Annotated in this window: 16 protein-coding genes; 13 read left to right on the top strand and 3 right to left on the bottom strand. The window is 68.1% G+C overall.

Features of this window, described 5'->3' with window-relative positions:
- Positions 1-13: 13 nt before the first annotated feature.
- From CFB35_RS33305 to CFB35_RS33295, 3 genes are read right to left on the bottom strand one after another with little or no spacing between them, the layout of a single operon-like run.
- Positions 14-1,057, bottom strand: a complete 1,044-nt coding sequence (locus tag CFB35_RS33305) for a glycosyltransferase family 2 protein (RefSeq protein WP_089466202.1) — start codon at positions 1,055-1,057, stop codon at positions 14-16.
- A 24-nt stretch (positions 1,058-1,081) separates the two neighbouring features.
- Positions 1,082-2,461: a glycosyltransferase family 87 protein gene (locus CFB35_RS33300; protein ID WP_089466201.1), complete on the bottom strand. Its 1,380-nt coding sequence runs from the start codon at positions 2,459-2,461 to the stop codon at positions 1,082-1,084.
- Positions 2,458-3,696 carry a glycosyltransferase family 87 protein gene (locus CFB35_RS33295; RefSeq protein WP_089466200.1) on the bottom strand — a complete coding sequence of 413 codons (1,239 nt, stop codon included), beginning with the start codon at positions 3,694-3,696 and terminating at the stop codon, positions 2,458-2,460. The genes CFB35_RS33300 and CFB35_RS33295 overlap by 4 nt, the downstream gene beginning before the upstream one ends.
- Positions 3,697-4,748: 1,052 nt before the next feature.
- Between CFB35_RS33295 and CFB35_RS33290 the strand changes: the two genes are divergently transcribed.
- The 13 genes from CFB35_RS33290 (at position 4,749) to CFB35_RS33230 (ending at position 15,697) form a co-directional block, all read left to right on the top strand.
- Positions 4,749-4,940, top strand: coding sequence for a Flp family type IVb pilin (locus tag CFB35_RS33290; protein WP_006483618.1), 192 nt, complete (start codon positions 4,749-4,751; stop codon positions 4,938-4,940).
- Between the two features lie 149 nt (positions 4,941-5,089).
- On the top strand, positions 5,090-5,281 hold the full coding sequence (locus CFB35_RS33285) for a Flp family type IVb pilin (RefSeq protein WP_059577621.1): 192 nt from the start codon (positions 5,090-5,092) through the stop codon (positions 5,279-5,281).
- Between the two features lie 82 nt (positions 5,282-5,363).
- A complete protein-coding gene (locus tag CFB35_RS33280; RefSeq protein ID WP_060313811.1) occupies positions 5,364-5,570 on the top strand; it encodes a Flp family type IVb pilin in 207 nt (68 codons plus the stop codon).
- A gap of 28 nt (positions 5,571-5,598) precedes the next feature.
- Positions 5,599-6,138, top strand: a complete 540-nt coding sequence (locus tag CFB35_RS33275) for a prepilin peptidase (RefSeq protein WP_089466199.1) — start codon at positions 5,599-5,601, stop codon at positions 6,136-6,138.
- A gap of 32 nt (positions 6,139-6,170) precedes the next feature.
- Positions 6,171-7,571 carry an ATPase gene (locus CFB35_RS33270; protein ID WP_089466198.1) on the top strand — a complete coding sequence of 467 codons (1,401 nt, stop codon included), beginning with the start codon at positions 6,171-6,173 and terminating at the stop codon, positions 7,569-7,571.
- 35 nt (positions 7,572-7,606) lie between these two features.
- Positions 7,607-8,446, top strand: coding sequence for a Flp pilus assembly protein CpaB (gene cpaB / locus CFB35_RS33265; RefSeq protein WP_059577632.1), 840 nt, complete (start codon positions 7,607-7,609; stop codon positions 8,444-8,446).
- A 104-nt stretch (positions 8,447-8,550) separates the two neighbouring features.
- Positions 8,551-10,479 (top strand): type II and III secretion system protein family protein, encoded by a 1,929-nt coding sequence (locus tag CFB35_RS33260; RefSeq protein WP_059577633.1) that lies wholly within the window; start codon positions 8,551-8,553, stop codon positions 10,477-10,479.
- 20 nt (positions 10,480-10,499) lie between these two features.
- The gene (locus CFB35_RS33255; RefSeq protein ID WP_059577636.1) at positions 10,500-10,796 is read left to right on the top strand and encodes a hypothetical protein; all 297 of its coding nucleotides are present in this window, start codon (positions 10,500-10,502) and stop codon (positions 10,794-10,796) included.
- 25 nt (positions 10,797-10,821) lie between these two features.
- Positions 10,822-12,093 (top strand): pilus assembly protein TadG-related protein, encoded by a 1,272-nt coding sequence (locus CFB35_RS33250; protein ID WP_059577638.1) that lies wholly within the window; start codon positions 10,822-10,824, stop codon positions 12,091-12,093.
- A 13-nt stretch (positions 12,094-12,106) separates the two neighbouring features.
- A complete protein-coding gene (locus CFB35_RS33245) occupies positions 12,107-12,640 on the top strand; it encodes a TadE/TadG family type IV pilus assembly protein (protein ID WP_059577642.1) in 534 nt (177 codons plus the stop codon).
- Entirely contained in the window at positions 12,637-13,080 is a 444-nt protein-coding gene (locus tag CFB35_RS33240; protein WP_059577645.1) for a TadE/TadG family type IV pilus assembly protein, read from the top strand. Before CFB35_RS33245 ends, CFB35_RS33240 begins: the two co-directional genes overlap by 4 nt.
- Positions 13,081-13,102: 22 nt before the next feature.
- Positions 13,103-14,311 (top strand): AAA family ATPase, encoded by a 1,209-nt coding sequence (locus CFB35_RS33235; protein WP_059577648.1) that lies wholly within the window; start codon positions 13,103-13,105, stop codon positions 14,309-14,311.
- Between the two features lie 18 nt (positions 14,312-14,329).
- Complete coding sequence (locus tag CFB35_RS33230; protein ID WP_059577652.1) at positions 14,330-15,697, top strand: CpaF family protein; 1,368 nt, start codon at positions 14,330-14,332, stop codon at positions 15,695-15,697.
- Positions 15,698-15,703 lie beyond the last annotated feature (6 nt).

The raw sequence follows: 15,703 nt of genomic DNA, 5'->3' as shown, positions 1-15,703 counted from the left end.
GGCGCCGGTGCGTTCAGCGCGCGCCGATGCGCGGCCGGGCCGGCTGCACGCGCCGGCGTGCGGGCTGACGGCGTGCATCGCGCGCGACCGGCAGTTCGATCACCTTGCCGTGCGCCTGGTAGCGGCGGCGGATCAGGTAGACGGGCCGTTGCTTCGATTCGTCGTAGATGCGCCCGACGTATTCGCCGACGACGCCGATCCCGATCAGCTCGATGCCGCCGATGAACAGCGTGACCGAGATCAGCGACGCGTAGCCGAGCACCGGATTGCCGAGCAGCAGCGTGCGCAGGATGATGAACGCGCCGTACACGAACGCGAGCGCCGCGATGCCGATGCCGATGTAGGTCCAGCTGCGCAGCGGCACGGTGCTGAAGCTGGTGATGCCTTCGAGCGCGAAATTCCACAGCTTCCAGCCGGAGAATTTCGAGTGCCCGGCGCTGCGCGGATCGCGCTGATATTCGACGATCACGGTCTTGTAGCCGACCCACGCGAACAGCCCTTTCATGAAGCGGTGCCGCTCGGGCAGGTTGCGCAGCGCGTTCACGACCTTGCGGTCCATCAGCCGGAAATCGCCGACGTTCTCCGGCAGCTTCACGTCCGACAGCAGGTTGTGCACGCGATAGTAGATCGCGGCGGCGGTGCGCTTCGCGAACGAATCGCACGCGCGGTTGCTGCGCTTGGCCGCGACGACCTCCGCGCCGTCGCGCCAGTGTTCGATCATCACCGGAATCAGGCTCGGTGGGTCCTGCAGGTCGGCGTCGAGCGGGATCACCGCATCGCCGGCCGCTTCGTCGAGGCCGGCCGTCAGCGCGGCCTCCTTGCCGAAGTTGCGGGTCAGATCGATCACGCGCACGCGCCGCTCGGCCGCGCCGATCCGGACCAGGCGTTCCAGCGTGTCGTCGCGGCTGCCGTCGTTCACGCAGACGATCTCGAAGCGGATCGCGTCGATCGCGCTCAGCAACGGAATCACGACGTCGAAGAAGCGCTCGACGGCTTCGCCTTCGTTGTAGAACGGCACGACCAGCGAGACGAGCGGCGTGTAGATGGATTCCCGCATGATGATTCCCCTTGTGATGTCGCTTTACCTGCCGGCGCCGAGCGACGGGCGGCCGGTGCGGCGCATGCCGTGCGCCGGGCGGTGGTGTGGCCGGAGCGGGTGGGTGAACCCGGTCTCGGTCGAGGTGTCGCGCGCGTCGGGCATCGACGGCACGTCGCGTCTTTCCCGGGCGATCCGGCTGACGAGCAGCGCGAGCGACGCGAGCGTCGCGAGCGGCATGAACTGGAACGACAGGTGCGGCACGATCGCGAGGCCCGCGAGCGGCATCGGCCACAGCAGCATCAGCCATTCGCGGTCGAAGCGCCGCCAGCCGCGCGTCGACGCATAGCGTGCGTACCACGCGATCACGATGCCGTACCACGTCAGGTCGTAGTCGTACAGATAGGGGCTGACGAGCAGGCATGCGCACGCGAGGGTCGCGGCGCGCAGGGCATACGAGCACGCGCCGCGCCACGCGTAGACGACGGCGACCGCGGCAACCGCCGCCGACAGCAGTTGAAGGCCGCGCGCGACGAGCGCGGGCCAGCCGGCCATCGTCGCGAGCGCGAATGCGGTCGGCATGCGAGCGAGCTTCGCGTGACCGGTGCCCACGATCGTGTAGACGTGGGCGATCAGGTGCGCGAACGCGATCCACGGGGCGACGCCGAACGCGAGCGTCGCGAGCAGGGCGCTGACGGCGATCGTCGCGGCCCATGCGGCCAGCGCGCGCCATTGGCCCGCGCACAGCAGCGCGAGCGGGAACAGCACCGCGAGCTGCGGCTTCATCGTCAGCAACCCGAAGCAGATCCCGGCGCAGACGGGGCGGCGTTTCAGCGCGAGCAGGCCGACGGCGGCAAGCGTCGCGGTGAAAAGGCTCGTCTGCCCGACGATCACCGTGAGGAACGCGCCGGGGAACGCGAGCGCGCACAGCCACGCGACGTCGCGCTGCACGGTCGCGCGCATCGCCGCGGCGAACAGCGCGATGCCGATGCCGAGCCACAGCACGAGCGCCAGCGTGTACGGCAGCCAGCCGAGCGGCGCCACGAGCAGCAGCATCGTCGGCGGATAGAGCCACGGCAGCGTGCCGTCCGCGAGCGTCATCGTCGGGACCGCGAGCTTCTGGACCGCGAACAGCGCCGAGTAATGCCACGCGTCGGCGCCGTGCCCGTGCGCGGCGAGCCATGCGGCGCTCCACACCGGCGAGAAATCCTGCGACAGCGGCTCCAGCGCGCCGCCGTGCGACAGGTGCACGCGGATCAGGTAAATGGCGATGAACAGCAGCTCCGTCAGCAGCACGGCGGCCGCATAGAGACGCACGCGATCGCGATTGAGCCAGTGCGGATGGCGGCGCGGGCCGGCGATCGGGAGTTCCGGGTGCAGATCGGCATTCGGGTGCGCGTGACGGGCGAACGACGGCGTCTTCATCGTGCGCTCCGCGACGCGAGCGCCGTGCGGCGCACGACGACGAACAGCACCGCGAGCAGCACGACCGGCCCGATCTGCGGCAGCTTCATCAGCCGGTTCAGCATTTCGAAGATCGGCAGCAGCCACGCGAGCACGAGAATGCCCTGGTCGCCGGGCAGCCAGCCTTCGTCGAGGCCGTGCGCGATCAGGCAGAAGAGCGCGATGCCGAGCCACGTCAGCTCGTAGTTCCACAGGTACGGCGTCGTCAGCAGCGTGGCGACGGCCAGCACCGCGCCGCGCAACCGCATGTCGCGCGTGCGGCGCCATACGTTGACAGCCGCGGCGAGCGCGACGAACGCGACCGCCGCCTGGGCGGCCAGCGCGGCCGCCACCGGCGCGCCCGCGAGCCGCAGCGCGGCGAACGGCGTCGGCGACGCGAGCCAGTACGACGCGAGCATGAAATGCTGCGCGCGTACCGTCGCCATCGCATGACTCAGCCCGTGCAGCGCGGCGGGGCCGGCCAGCGCGACGCCGGCCGCCGCGAACAGCGTCGCGCTGAGCGCCGCCGCCGCGAAGGTGCGCCACGCACGCGTCGCGATCAGCACGAACGGGAACACGACGGCGAGTTGCGGCTTGATCGCGAGCAGCCCGATCAGCACGCCGGCCAGGACCGGCCGCCTGCCGAGCAGATGCAGCGCGAGCGCGGCGAGGCCGGCGGTCAGGATGCTGTTCTGGCCGAACAGCGCGGACATGCACACCGCCGAATACGCGACGACGACGAGCGCCGCGGCGCGCGGCACGGGAAGATGCGCGCGCAGCCCCGACAAGCGCGAGACGGCGAACGCGTAGCATAAAAGACTGCCCGCGAAAAAGAGGAAGTAAGCGGGCAGGAAAGGCACGAGGGCAACCGGCGCGATGAACAGCAGCATCGTCGGCGGATAGAGCCAGGGAAGCGGCCGGTTTTGCAGATACGCACCGAAGTGCGCGAACTCGGCCTGCAGGAATGACGACGTGTCGTAGGCCGCCGCGGCATGGCCTTGCAACACGAGATGCGATGCGGTCCAGAAGACCGAGAAGTCGGTGCCGGGTCGGGCGGTGGCGTTCGATGTGAAGCCGTCGGTCACGACACCCCAGACGATCAGGAGCGCGACGAAGAGCATCAGCATGATGCAGCTGTACGGAATGATCCGGTCGGCCGTCAGCCATTGAGCACAGCGTATTGCGCGATCGCGCGTTTCACGATTGGCTGTGTACATGATGCCCCGTCTGTGGTTTGGCCGCGTGGTTTGTCGCAGCCGTTCGATGTTGTCGTGCCTGCGGATCGAATCGCGCTGAATTGGCGTTGTCCGGTGAATTCATTGTTGAAGAAAAAATCGCGTGATGCAAACCGCGCACGGCCGGCCGACATTGAATGTGTTCAGCGATTCGGGTGAAAACCGCCGTTTCTGGTATGAGAAAACGCCGCCGCCGGCATTCGTGTTTCTGGCCTGAAACATTCCGCGATTTTTAGCGGCCGGGCATGCCGCGGAACCCGCGACGCCTGGGCGCGCCGCCGCGTCCGGGAAAATCCCGAGAAAATTTTTTTGGACCTTTGTGCAGCGCGATGACGGGGTTTCATGCCGGCTACATGCGCCGGCGCCGCATATATCAAAGTTGAAACATTTCGGCGGCCGGGCGGTTGGCGGGAGGCCGGGTCGATCGCCGAAACCCTTGGTGCGCCTCGATTTCGCCCGGGATGGTCCGCTCTTTGCGTAAGCGTTGGCACGGCAGTCGACGATGTGACGACCGGGCGGTTCGGGCAACAGGCAGCGGAACCGGCTCGCGAATCACCTGCGGAAAAAGTCGGGCCGGAGCGCGTCGGGGTACACGCAGCTCCCGTTCGATCCACCGCGGCAACCGTCGTCGAACGACCCGAGAGACCCGGTCGCTTCAGGGCAATAAGAAATCGGCATGGCAGTACATGGGGAATAAAAATGAAAGACCACAGCACATCGCGGATCGCAAGCCGCGTTAAAGACACATTGCGGCTTTGCCGGGAATTCATCTCCCGTTCAACCGGATTCCATGCGTCGGACGGCCGTCGTGCCGTTCAGTTCGATCGACCTGCCCGGTTCATCCGGCCGGTCGCACCGTACGCGCGTCTCTCATGCTCCGTCTCGCCGATACCCGTTCGCACGGACCGCGGTGGTCCGCCCCGTTTCCGCGACTGATCGTCGGCTTCCGATTTCCAGAGTAGTGCCGGTGGTGCCCACCCCCGACGTCATGACCGACGAAGGGTATTTCATAGCAGTCCGAAAGGAGAACGCTCATGTCAAGAATCATCGAAAAGATCGCGTGGTTCGTCCAGGATCAGGACGGTGTGACGGCCATTGAATACGGCCTGATCGCCGCGCTGATCGCGATCGGCATCGTCGCCGCGCTGGCGACGGTCGGTACGGATCTGAAGACCGTGTTCAGCACGATCGCCGCGGATCTGGACTCGGCGGTAGCAGGCATCTGATGGACGGTACGACGAACGGTTCGCCCGAATCGTCTGGATCGTTCGTCGGCGCCACACGGCATCAACGACATTCCTCGACGTATCGATGCACGGTCGTCCGACCAGCCGGTGCGCGAGGGTTTTGAAAGTCACCACGCAAGGAGAACATCATGTCCAAGTTCATTCAACAAGCCGGCCGTTTCATTCGCGACGAAGACGGCGTGACCGCCATCGAATACGGCCTGATCGCCGCACTGATCGCAGTCGGCATCATCCTCGCGCTGTCGACCATCGGGAAGGATCTGAAGACCGTGTTCAGCACGATCGCGGCCGACCTCGATTCGGCGGTTGCAGGCATCTGATGGAGCGTGCCGTGGACGGCTCGGCTGGTGCAGCGTTCGAGCCGTCCCCGGCGATTCCGTCAACCGGACACCGGAGACCATCATGAAAGCCATCGTGCGTGTCGCCCGTCGCTGGATCGCCGACGAACGAGGTGTGACGTCGATCGAGTATGCGTTGCTCGCGTCGATGTTCGCCATCGCGGTACTGGGCAGCGTCGTCACGCTGAAGGGTTCGCTCGGCGATGCGTACGAGATGATCGCCGCGGCCGTGAGCACCGCCGTGACCACCGCGCTGGCGATGGCTTCCTGATCCACCGATTCGACCCGCGAGGTTCGCCATGTTTCCCGTTGCGCCGCCTTATCCGGTTCCGTTGTGCGTCACGCTGCTCGCGATCGCCGCGGCCAGCACCGACATCGCGACCCGTCGCATTCCGAACCGTCTCGTGCTGCTCGGCCTGGCCGGCGCGCTGGTTGCGCAGTGCCTGTTGCACGGCGTGCCCGCGGGCGTGCTCGGTTGGCTCGCCGGCGCCGCGACCGGCTTCGGCCTGCTGCTGCCGTTCTACCTGCTGCGCGGCATGGCGGCGGGCGACGTGAAGCTGATGCTGGCGATCGGCGCATGGGTCGGCGCGGAAATGACGTTTTACATCGTGCTGGCCACGTTCCTGGCCGGCGGGATCGGCGCCGTCGCCTACGCGCTGCTGCGCGGGCGGATGCGCCGGATGTGGGCGAACGTGCGCACGCTGATCGTGCGGCGCTCGCAAGCGGCGCGCGCCGAGGCCGCCGACGGCCCGGTCGAGATCGCGTCGGTCGGCACGCTGCCGTATGGCGTCGCGATCGCGGCCGGCACGCTGGGCATGCTGTTCGCGTCGTGCGCATAGCGCGGCGGATCCGAAACGAGGACGCAACGATCATGAACACGAACCACACCGAACCGAGACGCGACGCGCAGGTGGCACGCCTGCCCGATCCGCTGCCGTCGCGGGAGGTCCACACGAAGCTGGGCGCGCAATTGCCGCCGGCGCCGCGCTCGCTCGCGGAAACCGGGTTGAGCATGGCGTTCGTCGCCGGCCTCGTGCTGAAGTCGACGCTGGTGCTCGGCCGCCCGTCGTACGGCGACCTGGTCGAGCGGCACTGCCTGCCGCTCGCGGTGCTCGACGACGTCTTTGCATTCCTGGTGCGCGAGCATCTCGTCGAGCTGACCCATCGCGGCGCGACCGATCTCGACGTGACGTTCCGCCTGACCGATGCGGGCCGCGTGCTCGCGCTCGAGGAGCGGGAACGCAGCGGCTACAGCGGTCCCGCGCCGGTCACGCTCGACGCGTATCTCGCGAGCGTGGCCGCGCATTCGGTGCGCAAACTGCACATCGGCCAGAGCGACGTGTGGGCCGCGTTCGAGGGCGTCGTGATCGACACGGCGGTGCTCGATGCGGCGGCCGCCGCGCTGAATGCGGGCCGGCCGCTGCTGATCTACGGCCCGGCCGGCAGCGGCAAGACCTTTCTCGCCGAGCGGCTCGGCTCGCTGATGCACGGCCGCGTGCCGGTGCCGCACGCGATCTGCGCGGCGGGCGAAGTGATCCAGGTCTACGACCCGCTCGTGCACGTCGATGCGCAAGCCGCGTGCGGCGGCCAGTCGGTCGATCGGCGCTGGCGTCTGTGCCGGCGGCCGGTCGTGATGTCGGGCGGCGAGCTGACGCTCGACGAACTCGACCTGCGTCGCGACGAAGCGGCCGGCTTCTACCAGGCGCCGCCGCACATGAAGGCGAACATGGGCATGTACGTCGTCGACGATCTCGGCCGCCAGCGCGTCGAGCCGCGCGACCTGCTCAACCGCTGGCTGCGTCCGCTCGATCGCGGCGTCGATTTCATGACGCTCGAATCCGGCAACCGCTTCGTGATGCCGTTCGACGTATGGCCGGTGTTCTCGAGCAACCTCGCGCCGGAGCAGTTCTGCGACGACGCGTTCATGCGCCGCCTGGGCTCGAAGCTGCACGTTGGCGCGATGTCGATCGACGACTACCGCGCGGTATACGACGCGGCCTGCGCGACGCTCGGGCTCGTCTCGGCGAGCGATGCGTTCGATTTCCTGCTGCATCGGCTGCATCTGCCGACCGGCAAGGCGTTTCTCGCGTGCTTTCCGGCGGACCTGCTGCGCCTCGTGGCCGCCGGCGCGCGTTACCGCGGCGATCCGCCCGAGGTGACGCACGACGCGCTGTACGACGCGTGGGCGAGTTATTTCGGCGCGGCGCCCGAACGGGACGGCGGCCATCCGCCGCCCATCGAGCGCGGAGGCCGTACGTTCGTTACCGGTTGAGCGGTTTCTTTCACGATTCGTCGAGGAGCATTGCCATGAAAAACAGTCGAGCGGTCATGATGCTGGTCGTCGCGATGATCGCGGGTCTTGCCGCGGTCGTATTCGCCTCCCACTGGCTGATGCAGACATCCACGAGCTCGGTCACGTCCGTCGCGGTGGCCACCACCGACCTCAACCTGGGCGAGCCGCTCGGGCCGAACCAGATCCACATGGTGAGCTGGCCGTCGGGCAGCGTGCCCACCGGCGCGTTCACCGATACGAAGGCGCTCGAAGGGCGCGTCGTACGCACCAGCCTTGCGCGCGGCGAGCCGGTGATCGAGTCGAAGCTCGCGCCGGTCGGCACGAAGGGCGGGCTGTCCGCGGTGATCGCCGACGGCAGCCGCGCGATCACGGTGCGCGTGAACGACGTGGTCGGCGTCGCGGGTTTCGCGCTGCCCGGCAACTACGTCGACGTGATCGTCAACACGCAGGAACAGCAAGGCAAGACCGACGGGCAGAGCATCTCGAAGATCGTGCTCGAGCACATCCTCGTGCTCGCCGTCGCGCAGCAGGTCAGCCGCGACGACACGGCGCCGAAGGTGGTCAACGCGGTGACGCTGGAAGTCACGCCCGACCAGGCCGAACGGCTCGACCTCGCACGCAGCGTCGGCACGCTGTCGCTGGTGCTGCGCAACCAGGTCGACCAGAAGACGCTGGCCACCGGCGGCGCGACGAAGATGACGCTGCTCGGCAAGGCGCCCGCACCGGAAGCGCCGCCGGCGCCCGTCCATGCGCGGCCGGTGCGCGTGCACGTCGCGTCGCATGCGGCACCGGAAGTCCGGCGCGACTGCGTCGGTGTGCTGTCGGGCGTGAAGGGTAGCGTCGAATGTTTCTGAAGCAGATCGAACCAGCCAGATAAACAAACCGGCCGCCGGCAACGCGCGACGGCCTTGGAAGTCGATAACCGGCACGGCGCCGGTCTCTCGGGGGATCAGACGAAATGAAGATCAAACCGCAACGCACAGGTACCGGCCCACTGCGCACACGCGTCGCACGGGGCACGATGATGGCCGCGATCCTCTGTTCGGGATGGCTGACCGTATATGGCGCACTCGCCCAGGAAGGCATCGAATCGGCGGTGCTGACCAAGGGCGGCGCCAGCGCGCCGGCCGCGGTCGGCAAGGGGCCGATGCAGATGACGATCAGCATGTCGCCGGCGCCGGCCGCCGCGCCCGCCGCATCGGCGGGGCCGCTGCGCGGGCCGAACTGCGTCGGCGCCGTGCGCGAATCGACCAGCGTCGCGGTGCCGCTCGGCAAGTCGCTGCTGGTGCCGATGCCGGAGCCGGTCCGCAACCGGACGATCGGCAATCCGGCCGTCGCGCAGGCGACGATGGTGTCGCCGCAGACGCTGTACATCCTCGGGCTCGCGGTCGGCACGACCAACATGATCGTGCAGGGCAGGAGCGGTGCGTGCCGCGTGATCGACGTCGCGGTCGGCGCGGACGCAGGCGGCCTGCAGGCGTCGCTGCTGCAACTGATGCCGAACGAGCGCGACATTCACGTGTCGACGGCGGCCGGCACGATCGTGCTCGCCGGCACCGTGTCGAGCTCGCAGGCCGCGCAGCAGGCGGTGCAGATCGCCCACGCATACGGCGACAGCGCGGGCGATGCAGCGGGCGGCGGCAAGCAGGGCGGCGGCGTGCTCAACATGCTGAACGTCACGTCGCCGCAGCAGGTGATGCTCGAGGTGAAGGTGGCCGAGGTGTCGAAGACGCTGATCAATCAGATGGGCAGCGCGTTCAACATCCAGGGCGGGTTCGGTTCGTGGAGCGGCGCGCTGGTCAGCAACCTGCTCGCCGGTGTCGCGAGCGGCGCCATCTTCAACAAGGCGAACAACAAGCCGTTCAGCATCGCGGCCGACGCGCAGAACACCGACAACCTCGTCAAGATCCTCGCGGAGCCGAACCTCGTGACGATCAGCGGCCAGGAAGCGACGTTCCTCGCGGGCGGCAAGATCTTCATCCCGATCCCGCAGAGCAGCGGCAACGGCACGTCGTCGATCACGCTGCAGGAAGAGGAATTCGGCGTCGCGCTGAAGTTCACGCCGACGGTGCTGGCCAACGGCCGGATCAGCCTGAAGGTCGCGCCGGAAGTGTCGGAGCTGTCGCAGACGGGCGTCACGCTGAGCGCGACCAACATCGGCGGCACGTCGATCCTGCCGCTGATCACGACGCGGCGCGCATCGACGACGGTGCAGATGAGCGACGGCGAATCGTTCGCGATCGGCGGGCTGATCAAGGACAACGCGACTGGCGCGCTGAAGGCGATCCCCGGCGTCGGCGAAGTGCCGGTGCTCGGCGCGCTGTTTCGCAGCACGTCGTTCCAGCAGGACCGCACCGAGCTGATCTTCCTGATCACGCCGCACCTGGTGAAGCCGCTGCAGACCGCCGACGTCGCGCTGCCGACCGACAGCTTCTCGAAGCCGAACGAAATCGACGTGTATGCGACCGGCAACATGGAAGGCCGCCGCGGCGTGCGCAAGGCAGGCGCCCAGCCGATGCAGCCCGCGAACGATGCCGCCGCCGCGCCGCAGACACCGGCCCAGGGGCCCGCACCCGCTCCGGCGCCGAAATCGGAAGCCCCGGTCGCGCCGGCCGCGCTGCCCGCGCCGCGCGCGCCGCAAGCCGCCGTGCAGCCGCCGGCGCCGGCCGAGCCGCCGAAAGCGGCGCCGGTCGCGGCCGCCGCGCCGCAGCCCGATGCGGCCACCGCGGCGCGTGTCGCGCGCATCGAAGCCGCCGCCGCGCGCCTCGCGGCAGCCGGCCCCGATACGCCAGCCCAGCCGGCGGGGCGCGCGAAGCACCGGATCGCCGCGGCGCCCAACGCGCAGATTGCGCGCGCCGGCGCGGAACCGCAGTCCACCGATCGTTGAAGCCATCCAAGGGGAAGCTCATGAAATCCGCCTACCTCGTATTCGTGCGCCGCGCGGCGCTCGCCGTCCCGCTCGCGTTCGCGCTTGCCGGCTGCATGTCGTCGACGCCGGTGTGGGACAGCCGCTTCGGCGACTCCGTCCGCACCGTGATGCACGCCCAGATCATCGATCCGCATGCCGGCGAACATCCTTCGTCGGCATCGGGAGTCGACGGCAACGCCGCCGCGGCCGCGCTCGACAACTACGACAAGTCGTTCAAGCAGGCCGTGCCGCCCGCCAACGCATTCGTGATCGGCATCGGCAAGGCCACGCAGTAACGACACCACGCTCAGGGAGAACGCCATGAACCGCGCAGCCCGCTATCCGAAACTCACGCGTCGCAGCCCGCATCGCCAGCGCGGTGCCGTCGCGATCATCGTCGGCCTTTCGCTGGCGGTGATGATCGGGTTCGTCGGGCTCGCGCTGGATCTCGGCAAGCTGTACGTCACGCGCAGCGAACTGCAGAACAGCGCCGATGCCTGCGCGCTGTCGGCTGCGCGCGACCTGACCTCGGCGATCAGCCTGTCGGTGGCCGAAGCCGACGGCATCGCCGCCGGCCATCTGAATTTCGTGTTTTTCCAGAAGAAGTCGGTGCAGATGTCGACGAACGCGAACGTCACGTTCAGCGATTCGCTGACCAACCCGTTCCTGACCAAGAACGCGGTCACGAACCCGGCGAGCATCAAGTACGTGCAGTGCACCGCGACGCTGAGCAACATCGCGCACTGGTTCATCGAGGTGCTGAACGTGCTGCCGGGCACGAAGCTCGCGAATGCGGCGGAAGTGTCGGCGAGCGCGATCGCGACCGTCGGCGGCGGGCAGACGACCTGCGCGATTCCGGTGTTCGTGTGCCGCGGCCCGTCCGACCCGGCCTACAAGGTCGGCGACTGGATTTCGTCGCCGTCGGGGTCGTCGTCGACGTACGGGCCCGGCAACTTCGGCTGGGCGGCGCTCGACGGCTCGGCGAACGAGACGACGCTCGCGAGCGAACTGTCGGGCAATACCTGCAACATCACAAGCCCGCCCGATCTGGCCACCACGGGCATGAAGGCGGCGTCGCAGCGTGCATGGAATACGCGCTTCGGCATCTACACGAACGGCGCGAACGGCTCGAGCGGCCAGCCCGACTTCACCGGCTACGCGTATGTCGGCCCGAATTACGGGCCGCCGGGAACGCCGGGCATCAAGGGTGATGCATACACGCAGTTCGTGGCCGACCGCGCGAGCTTCAAGCCTTACCAGGGCGACGGCGCGCCACCGTCGGGCAGCGGCATCGCCACCAACGGCACGGCGGCGGCGAGCAACTACGCGACCTACGGCAGCGACCGCCGCCTCGCGCTCGCGCCGGAAGGCGACTGTTCGGCGCTGAAGGGCACCAGCGGCAAGGTGCACGTCACGCAATGGGATTGCGTGTTGATGCTCGATCCGCTCCCGTTCAGCGCCGGCAGCGGCGCCGTCGTCGCGCACCTCGAATACCTCGGCTCGTCGGTGTCGGGCAACAACCCGTGCGCGACGCACGGCTTGCCCGGTAGCGGCAGTGCATCGGGCACGCAGGTGCCGATGCTCGTTCAATAGCGGAGAGACGATCATGAAGAAGCCACCGATTCGTCGTTCGCGCACCCGCGGCGTCGTCGCCGTCGAGTTCGCGCTCGTGCTGATGCCGATGATCATGCTCGCGACGGGCGTGGCCGAATTCGGCCGCGCGATCTACCAGTACGAGACGCTGACCAAGGCCACGCGCGATGCGGCACGCTACCTGTCGGTCTGGCTGCCGACCGACAGCGCGTATCCGGTGTCGCAGGCGCAGTGCCTCGTCGTCTACGGCAGCACGACGTGCGGCACGTCGGGCACCGAGCTCGTGCCCGGGCTCACGACGTCGATGGTCACGATCTGCGACGCACAGCGCACGACCGGCTGCAGCGATGCGTCGGACCCGTCGCAGTTCGCGAACCTGCCGACCTACGATTCGAACAACAACGCGCCGAGCGGCACGGCCACGGGCGCGATCAACGTCGTCGAAGTGAAGATCTCGGGCTACCGGTACCAGCCGATCCCTGCGTTCCCCGGGCTGCCGTCGATCACCTTCGGCAACATCGTCACCGTGATGAGGCAGGTGTCATGAATGCGCGCCATTTCCCGCTGTCACGCCGGCGCACGCAGCGCGGCGTCGCGATCGTCGAATTCGCGCTGATCGCGTCGGTGCTGATCATGCTGCTGATCGGCATCTTCGAGTTCGGCCGCGTGCTGTTCTACTGGAATACCGCGAGCGAGGCCGTGCGCCTCGGCGCGCGCACCGCGGTGGTGTGCGACGTGAACGCCGCGGGCGTCGTGAAGCGCGTGCGATCGCTGCTGCCGCTGCTGTCGAACGCGAACGTGTCGGTGAACTACACGCCGTCGAGTTGCGACATCAACACGTGCTCGTTCGTGACGGTGAGCGTCACGAACGTCACCGTCAAGACCATGATCCCGTTCATGAACGTCACGGTGAAAATGCCGCCGTTCACGACGACGCTGCCGCGCGAAAGCCTGAATTCCGCGACGGGCGGCTCCGCCTGCAACTAATCGAAAAGACGAGGCACACGACATGATCAACATCCTCGTAGCTTCCGACGATACCGCGCGGCTTTCGCAGATCGCGCGTCTCGTGGCCGACTGCGGACGCTATCGCACGACGCGCGCCACCGGCCGCCCGTCGCAGATCGAACATCGCACCGACGGGCTCGACGCGTTCGACATCCTGCTGATCGACGGCACGTCGCTCGAGCCGTCCGAGCTGTCGGCGATCGAGCGCATCTGCCGCGCGCATGCGGGCCTGACCTGCATCCTCGTGACGGCCGACGCATCGCCGCACGTGCTGCTCGATGCGATGCGGGCGGGCGCGCGCGACGTGCTGCAGTGGCCGCTCGATCCGCAGGCGCTCGGCAACGCACTCGGCCGGGCGGCCGCGCAAAGCACGCCGCGCGATACCGACGACACGCGCATCGTGTCGTTCATGTCGTGCAAGGGCGGGGCCGGCACGAGCTTCGCGGCCGGCAACGTCGCGTTCGAGATCGCCGAGGGCTTCAAGCGCCGCGTGCTGCTGATCGACCTGAACCAGCAGTTCGCCGACGCGGCGTTCCTCGTCAGCGACGAAGCCCCGCCGTCGACGCTGCCGCAGCTGTGCGCGCAGATCGAGCGGCTCGACAGCGCGTTTCTCGACGCGAGCGTCGCGCACGTGACGGACAACTTCCACGTGCTCGCGGGCGCGGGCGACCCGGTCAAGGCTGCCGAGATGCGCGAGGACGCGCTCGAATGGATACTCGGCGTCGCCGCGCCGCGCTACGACTTCGTGATCTTCGACGTCGGCGTCGCCATCAACCCGCTGTCGATGGTCGCGCTCGATCGCAGCGACCAGATCCAGATCGTGCTGCAGCCCGCGATGCCGCACGTGCGCGCCGGCCGCCGGCTGCTGGAGATTCTCGTGTCGCTCGGCTACTCGACCGACCAGATGCGGCTGATCGTGAACCGCACGACGCGAGCGAGCGAGCGCACCCGCACCGCGCTCGAGGAAGTGCTCGGCCTGCACGCGGCCTGCACGATTCCCGACGACGCCGACACCGTGCTCGAAGCGATCAACCAGGGCCATCCGGTGTCGCGGCTCGCGCGCGGCTCGGCGGTCGCGCGTGCGTTGCAGGGCTGCGCGAAGCAACTCGTCGACGGCGGAGTGCGCGCGGGACGCGGCGCGACGCACAGCGAACCGTTGATGTCCCGGCTGTTCGGTCGCAAGGCCACGCCGAAGCTCAAGTCGATGTAATTCTTTCGGGGAACCATCATGTCATTGCGCGAACAGATGTCGTTGCACCGGGCCCAGCCGCTGGCGGCGGGCAGCGAGCCGGCCGGCCCGGCGCATTCGTCGGTGCGCGACGCATACCAGAAGCTGCGCCGCGAAATTCACCTGGCCGTGCTCGAGCGCGTGGAGCTCGAGCGCCTGTCGCGGCTGCATCAGGATCAGGTCCGCATGGAGATCGGCTCGCTGATCGCGCGCATCCTCGACGAGGAGCGGATGCCGGCGAACGACATCGAGCGGCGCCAGCTCGCGATCGACGTGTACGACGAGATGTTCGGCTTCGGCCCGCTCGAGGCGCTGCTGCGCGACCCCGGCATCTCCGACATCCTCGTGAACACCTATCGGCAGGTCTACGTCGAGCGCTGCGGGCAGCTCGAACTGACCGACGTGACGTTCTACGACGACGCGCACCTGATGAAGGTGATCGAGAAGATCGTGTCGCGCGTGGGGCGCCGCATCGACGAATCGAGCCCGATGGTCGATGCGCGGCTGCCGGACGGCTCGCGCGTGAACGCGATCATCCCGCCGTCCGCGATCGACGGGCCGCTGATGTCGATCCGGCGTTTCGCGGTCAACCCGTTGAAGATGGACGACCTGGTGCGCTTCCACAGCCTGACGCCGCCGATGGCCGAGCTGCTCGACGCGCTGTCGCGCGCGAAGGTGAACGTGCTGGTGTCGGGCGGCACGGGCAGCGGCAAGACGACGCTGCTCAACATCCTGTCCGGCTTCATTCCGCGCAACGAGCGGATCGTGACGATCGAGGACGCGGCCGAGCTGCAACTGCAGCAGCCGCACGTGCTGCGGCTCGAAACGCGTCCGCCGAACATCGAGGGCAAGGGCGAGATCACGCAGCGCACGCTGGTGCGCAACGCGCTGCGGATGCGCCCGGACCGGATCATCCTCGGCGAAGTGCGCGGCGCCGAAGCGCTCGACATGCTCAACGCGATGAACACGGGCCACGAAGGCTCGCTCGCGACGATCCACGCGAACACGCCGCGCGACGCGCTGACGCGGCTCGAGAACATGGTCAGCGTGTCGGGCCTGACGCTGCCGCCGAAGACGATGCGTCAGCAGATCGCGTCGGCGATCTCGGTGGTCGTGCAGGCGGCGCGGCTGACCGACGGCAAGCGCAAGATCGTCAGCATCCAGGAGCTGACCGGGATGGAAGGCGACATCATCAACATGCAGGAGATCTTCACGTTCAAGCGCACGGGCGTGGACCGCGACGGCTCGGTGCGCGGCCACTTCTGCGCGACCGGCGTGCGGCCGAAGTTCGTCGAGCGACTGCAGGCGTTCGGCATCAACCTGCCGGATTCGCTGTACGACCCGTCCGTGCGTTACGAAACGGACTGACGACAG

It is taken from the genome of Burkholderia sp. AU16482, assembly GCF_002223285.1.
Classification (GTDB): domain Bacteria; phylum Pseudomonadota; class Gammaproteobacteria; order Burkholderiales; family Burkholderiaceae; genus Burkholderia; species Burkholderia semiarida.
Note: the sequence above shows the minus strand (reverse complement) of the source record. Positions and strands in the feature narration are given on the sequence as shown.

Excerpts from the sequence above, each read along its gene's own strand:
- CFB35_RS33230 (WP_059577652.1), top strand. The coding sequence starts at position 14,330 with ATGTCATTGCGCGAACAGATGTCGTTGCACCGGGCCCAGCCGCTGGCG.
- CFB35_RS33255 (WP_059577636.1), top strand. The coding sequence starts at position 10,500 with ATGAAATCCGCCTACCTCGTATTCGTGCGCCGCGCGGCGCTCGCCGTC.
- CFB35_RS33305 (WP_089466202.1), bottom strand. The coding sequence starts at position 1,057 with ATGCGGGAATCCATCTACACGCCGCTCGTCTCGCTGGTCGTGCCGTTC.
- CFB35_RS33240 (WP_059577645.1), top strand. The coding sequence starts at position 12,637 with ATGAATGCGCGCCATTTCCCGCTGTCACGCCGGCGCACGCAGCGCGGC.
- CFB35_RS33290 (WP_006483618.1), top strand. The coding sequence starts at position 4,749 with ATGTCAAGAATCATCGAAAAGATCGCGTGGTTCGTCCAGGATCAGGAC.
- CFB35_RS33245 (WP_059577642.1), top strand. The coding sequence starts at position 12,107 with ATGAAGAAGCCACCGATTCGTCGTTCGCGCACCCGCGGCGTCGTCGCC.
- CFB35_RS33260 (WP_059577633.1), top strand. The coding sequence starts at position 8,551 with ATGAAGATCAAACCGCAACGCACAGGTACCGGCCCACTGCGCACACGC.
- CFB35_RS33280 (WP_060313811.1), top strand. The coding sequence starts at position 5,364 with ATGAAAGCCATCGTGCGTGTCGCCCGTCGCTGGATCGCCGACGAACGA.
- CFB35_RS33300 (WP_089466201.1), bottom strand. The coding sequence starts at position 2,461 with ATGAAGACGCCGTCGTTCGCCCGTCACGCGCACCCGAATGCCGATCTG.
- CFB35_RS33270 (WP_089466198.1), top strand. The coding sequence starts at position 6,171 with ATGAACACGAACCACACCGAACCGAGACGCGACGCGCAGGTGGCACGC.
- CFB35_RS33285 (WP_059577621.1), top strand. The coding sequence starts at position 5,090 with ATGTCCAAGTTCATTCAACAAGCCGGCCGTTTCATTCGCGACGAAGAC.
- CFB35_RS33275 (WP_089466199.1), top strand. The coding sequence starts at position 5,599 with ATGTTTCCCGTTGCGCCGCCTTATCCGGTTCCGTTGTGCGTCACGCTG.
- CFB35_RS33295 (WP_089466200.1), bottom strand. The coding sequence starts at position 3,696 with ATGTACACAGCCAATCGTGAAACGCGCGATCGCGCAATACGCTGTGCT.
- cpaB (WP_059577632.1), top strand. The coding sequence starts at position 7,607 with ATGAAAAACAGTCGAGCGGTCATGATGCTGGTCGTCGCGATGATCGCG.
- CFB35_RS33250 (WP_059577638.1), top strand. The coding sequence starts at position 10,822 with ATGAACCGCGCAGCCCGCTATCCGAAACTCACGCGTCGCAGCCCGCAT.
- CFB35_RS33235 (WP_059577648.1), top strand. The coding sequence starts at position 13,103 with ATGATCAACATCCTCGTAGCTTCCGACGATACCGCGCGGCTTTCGCAG.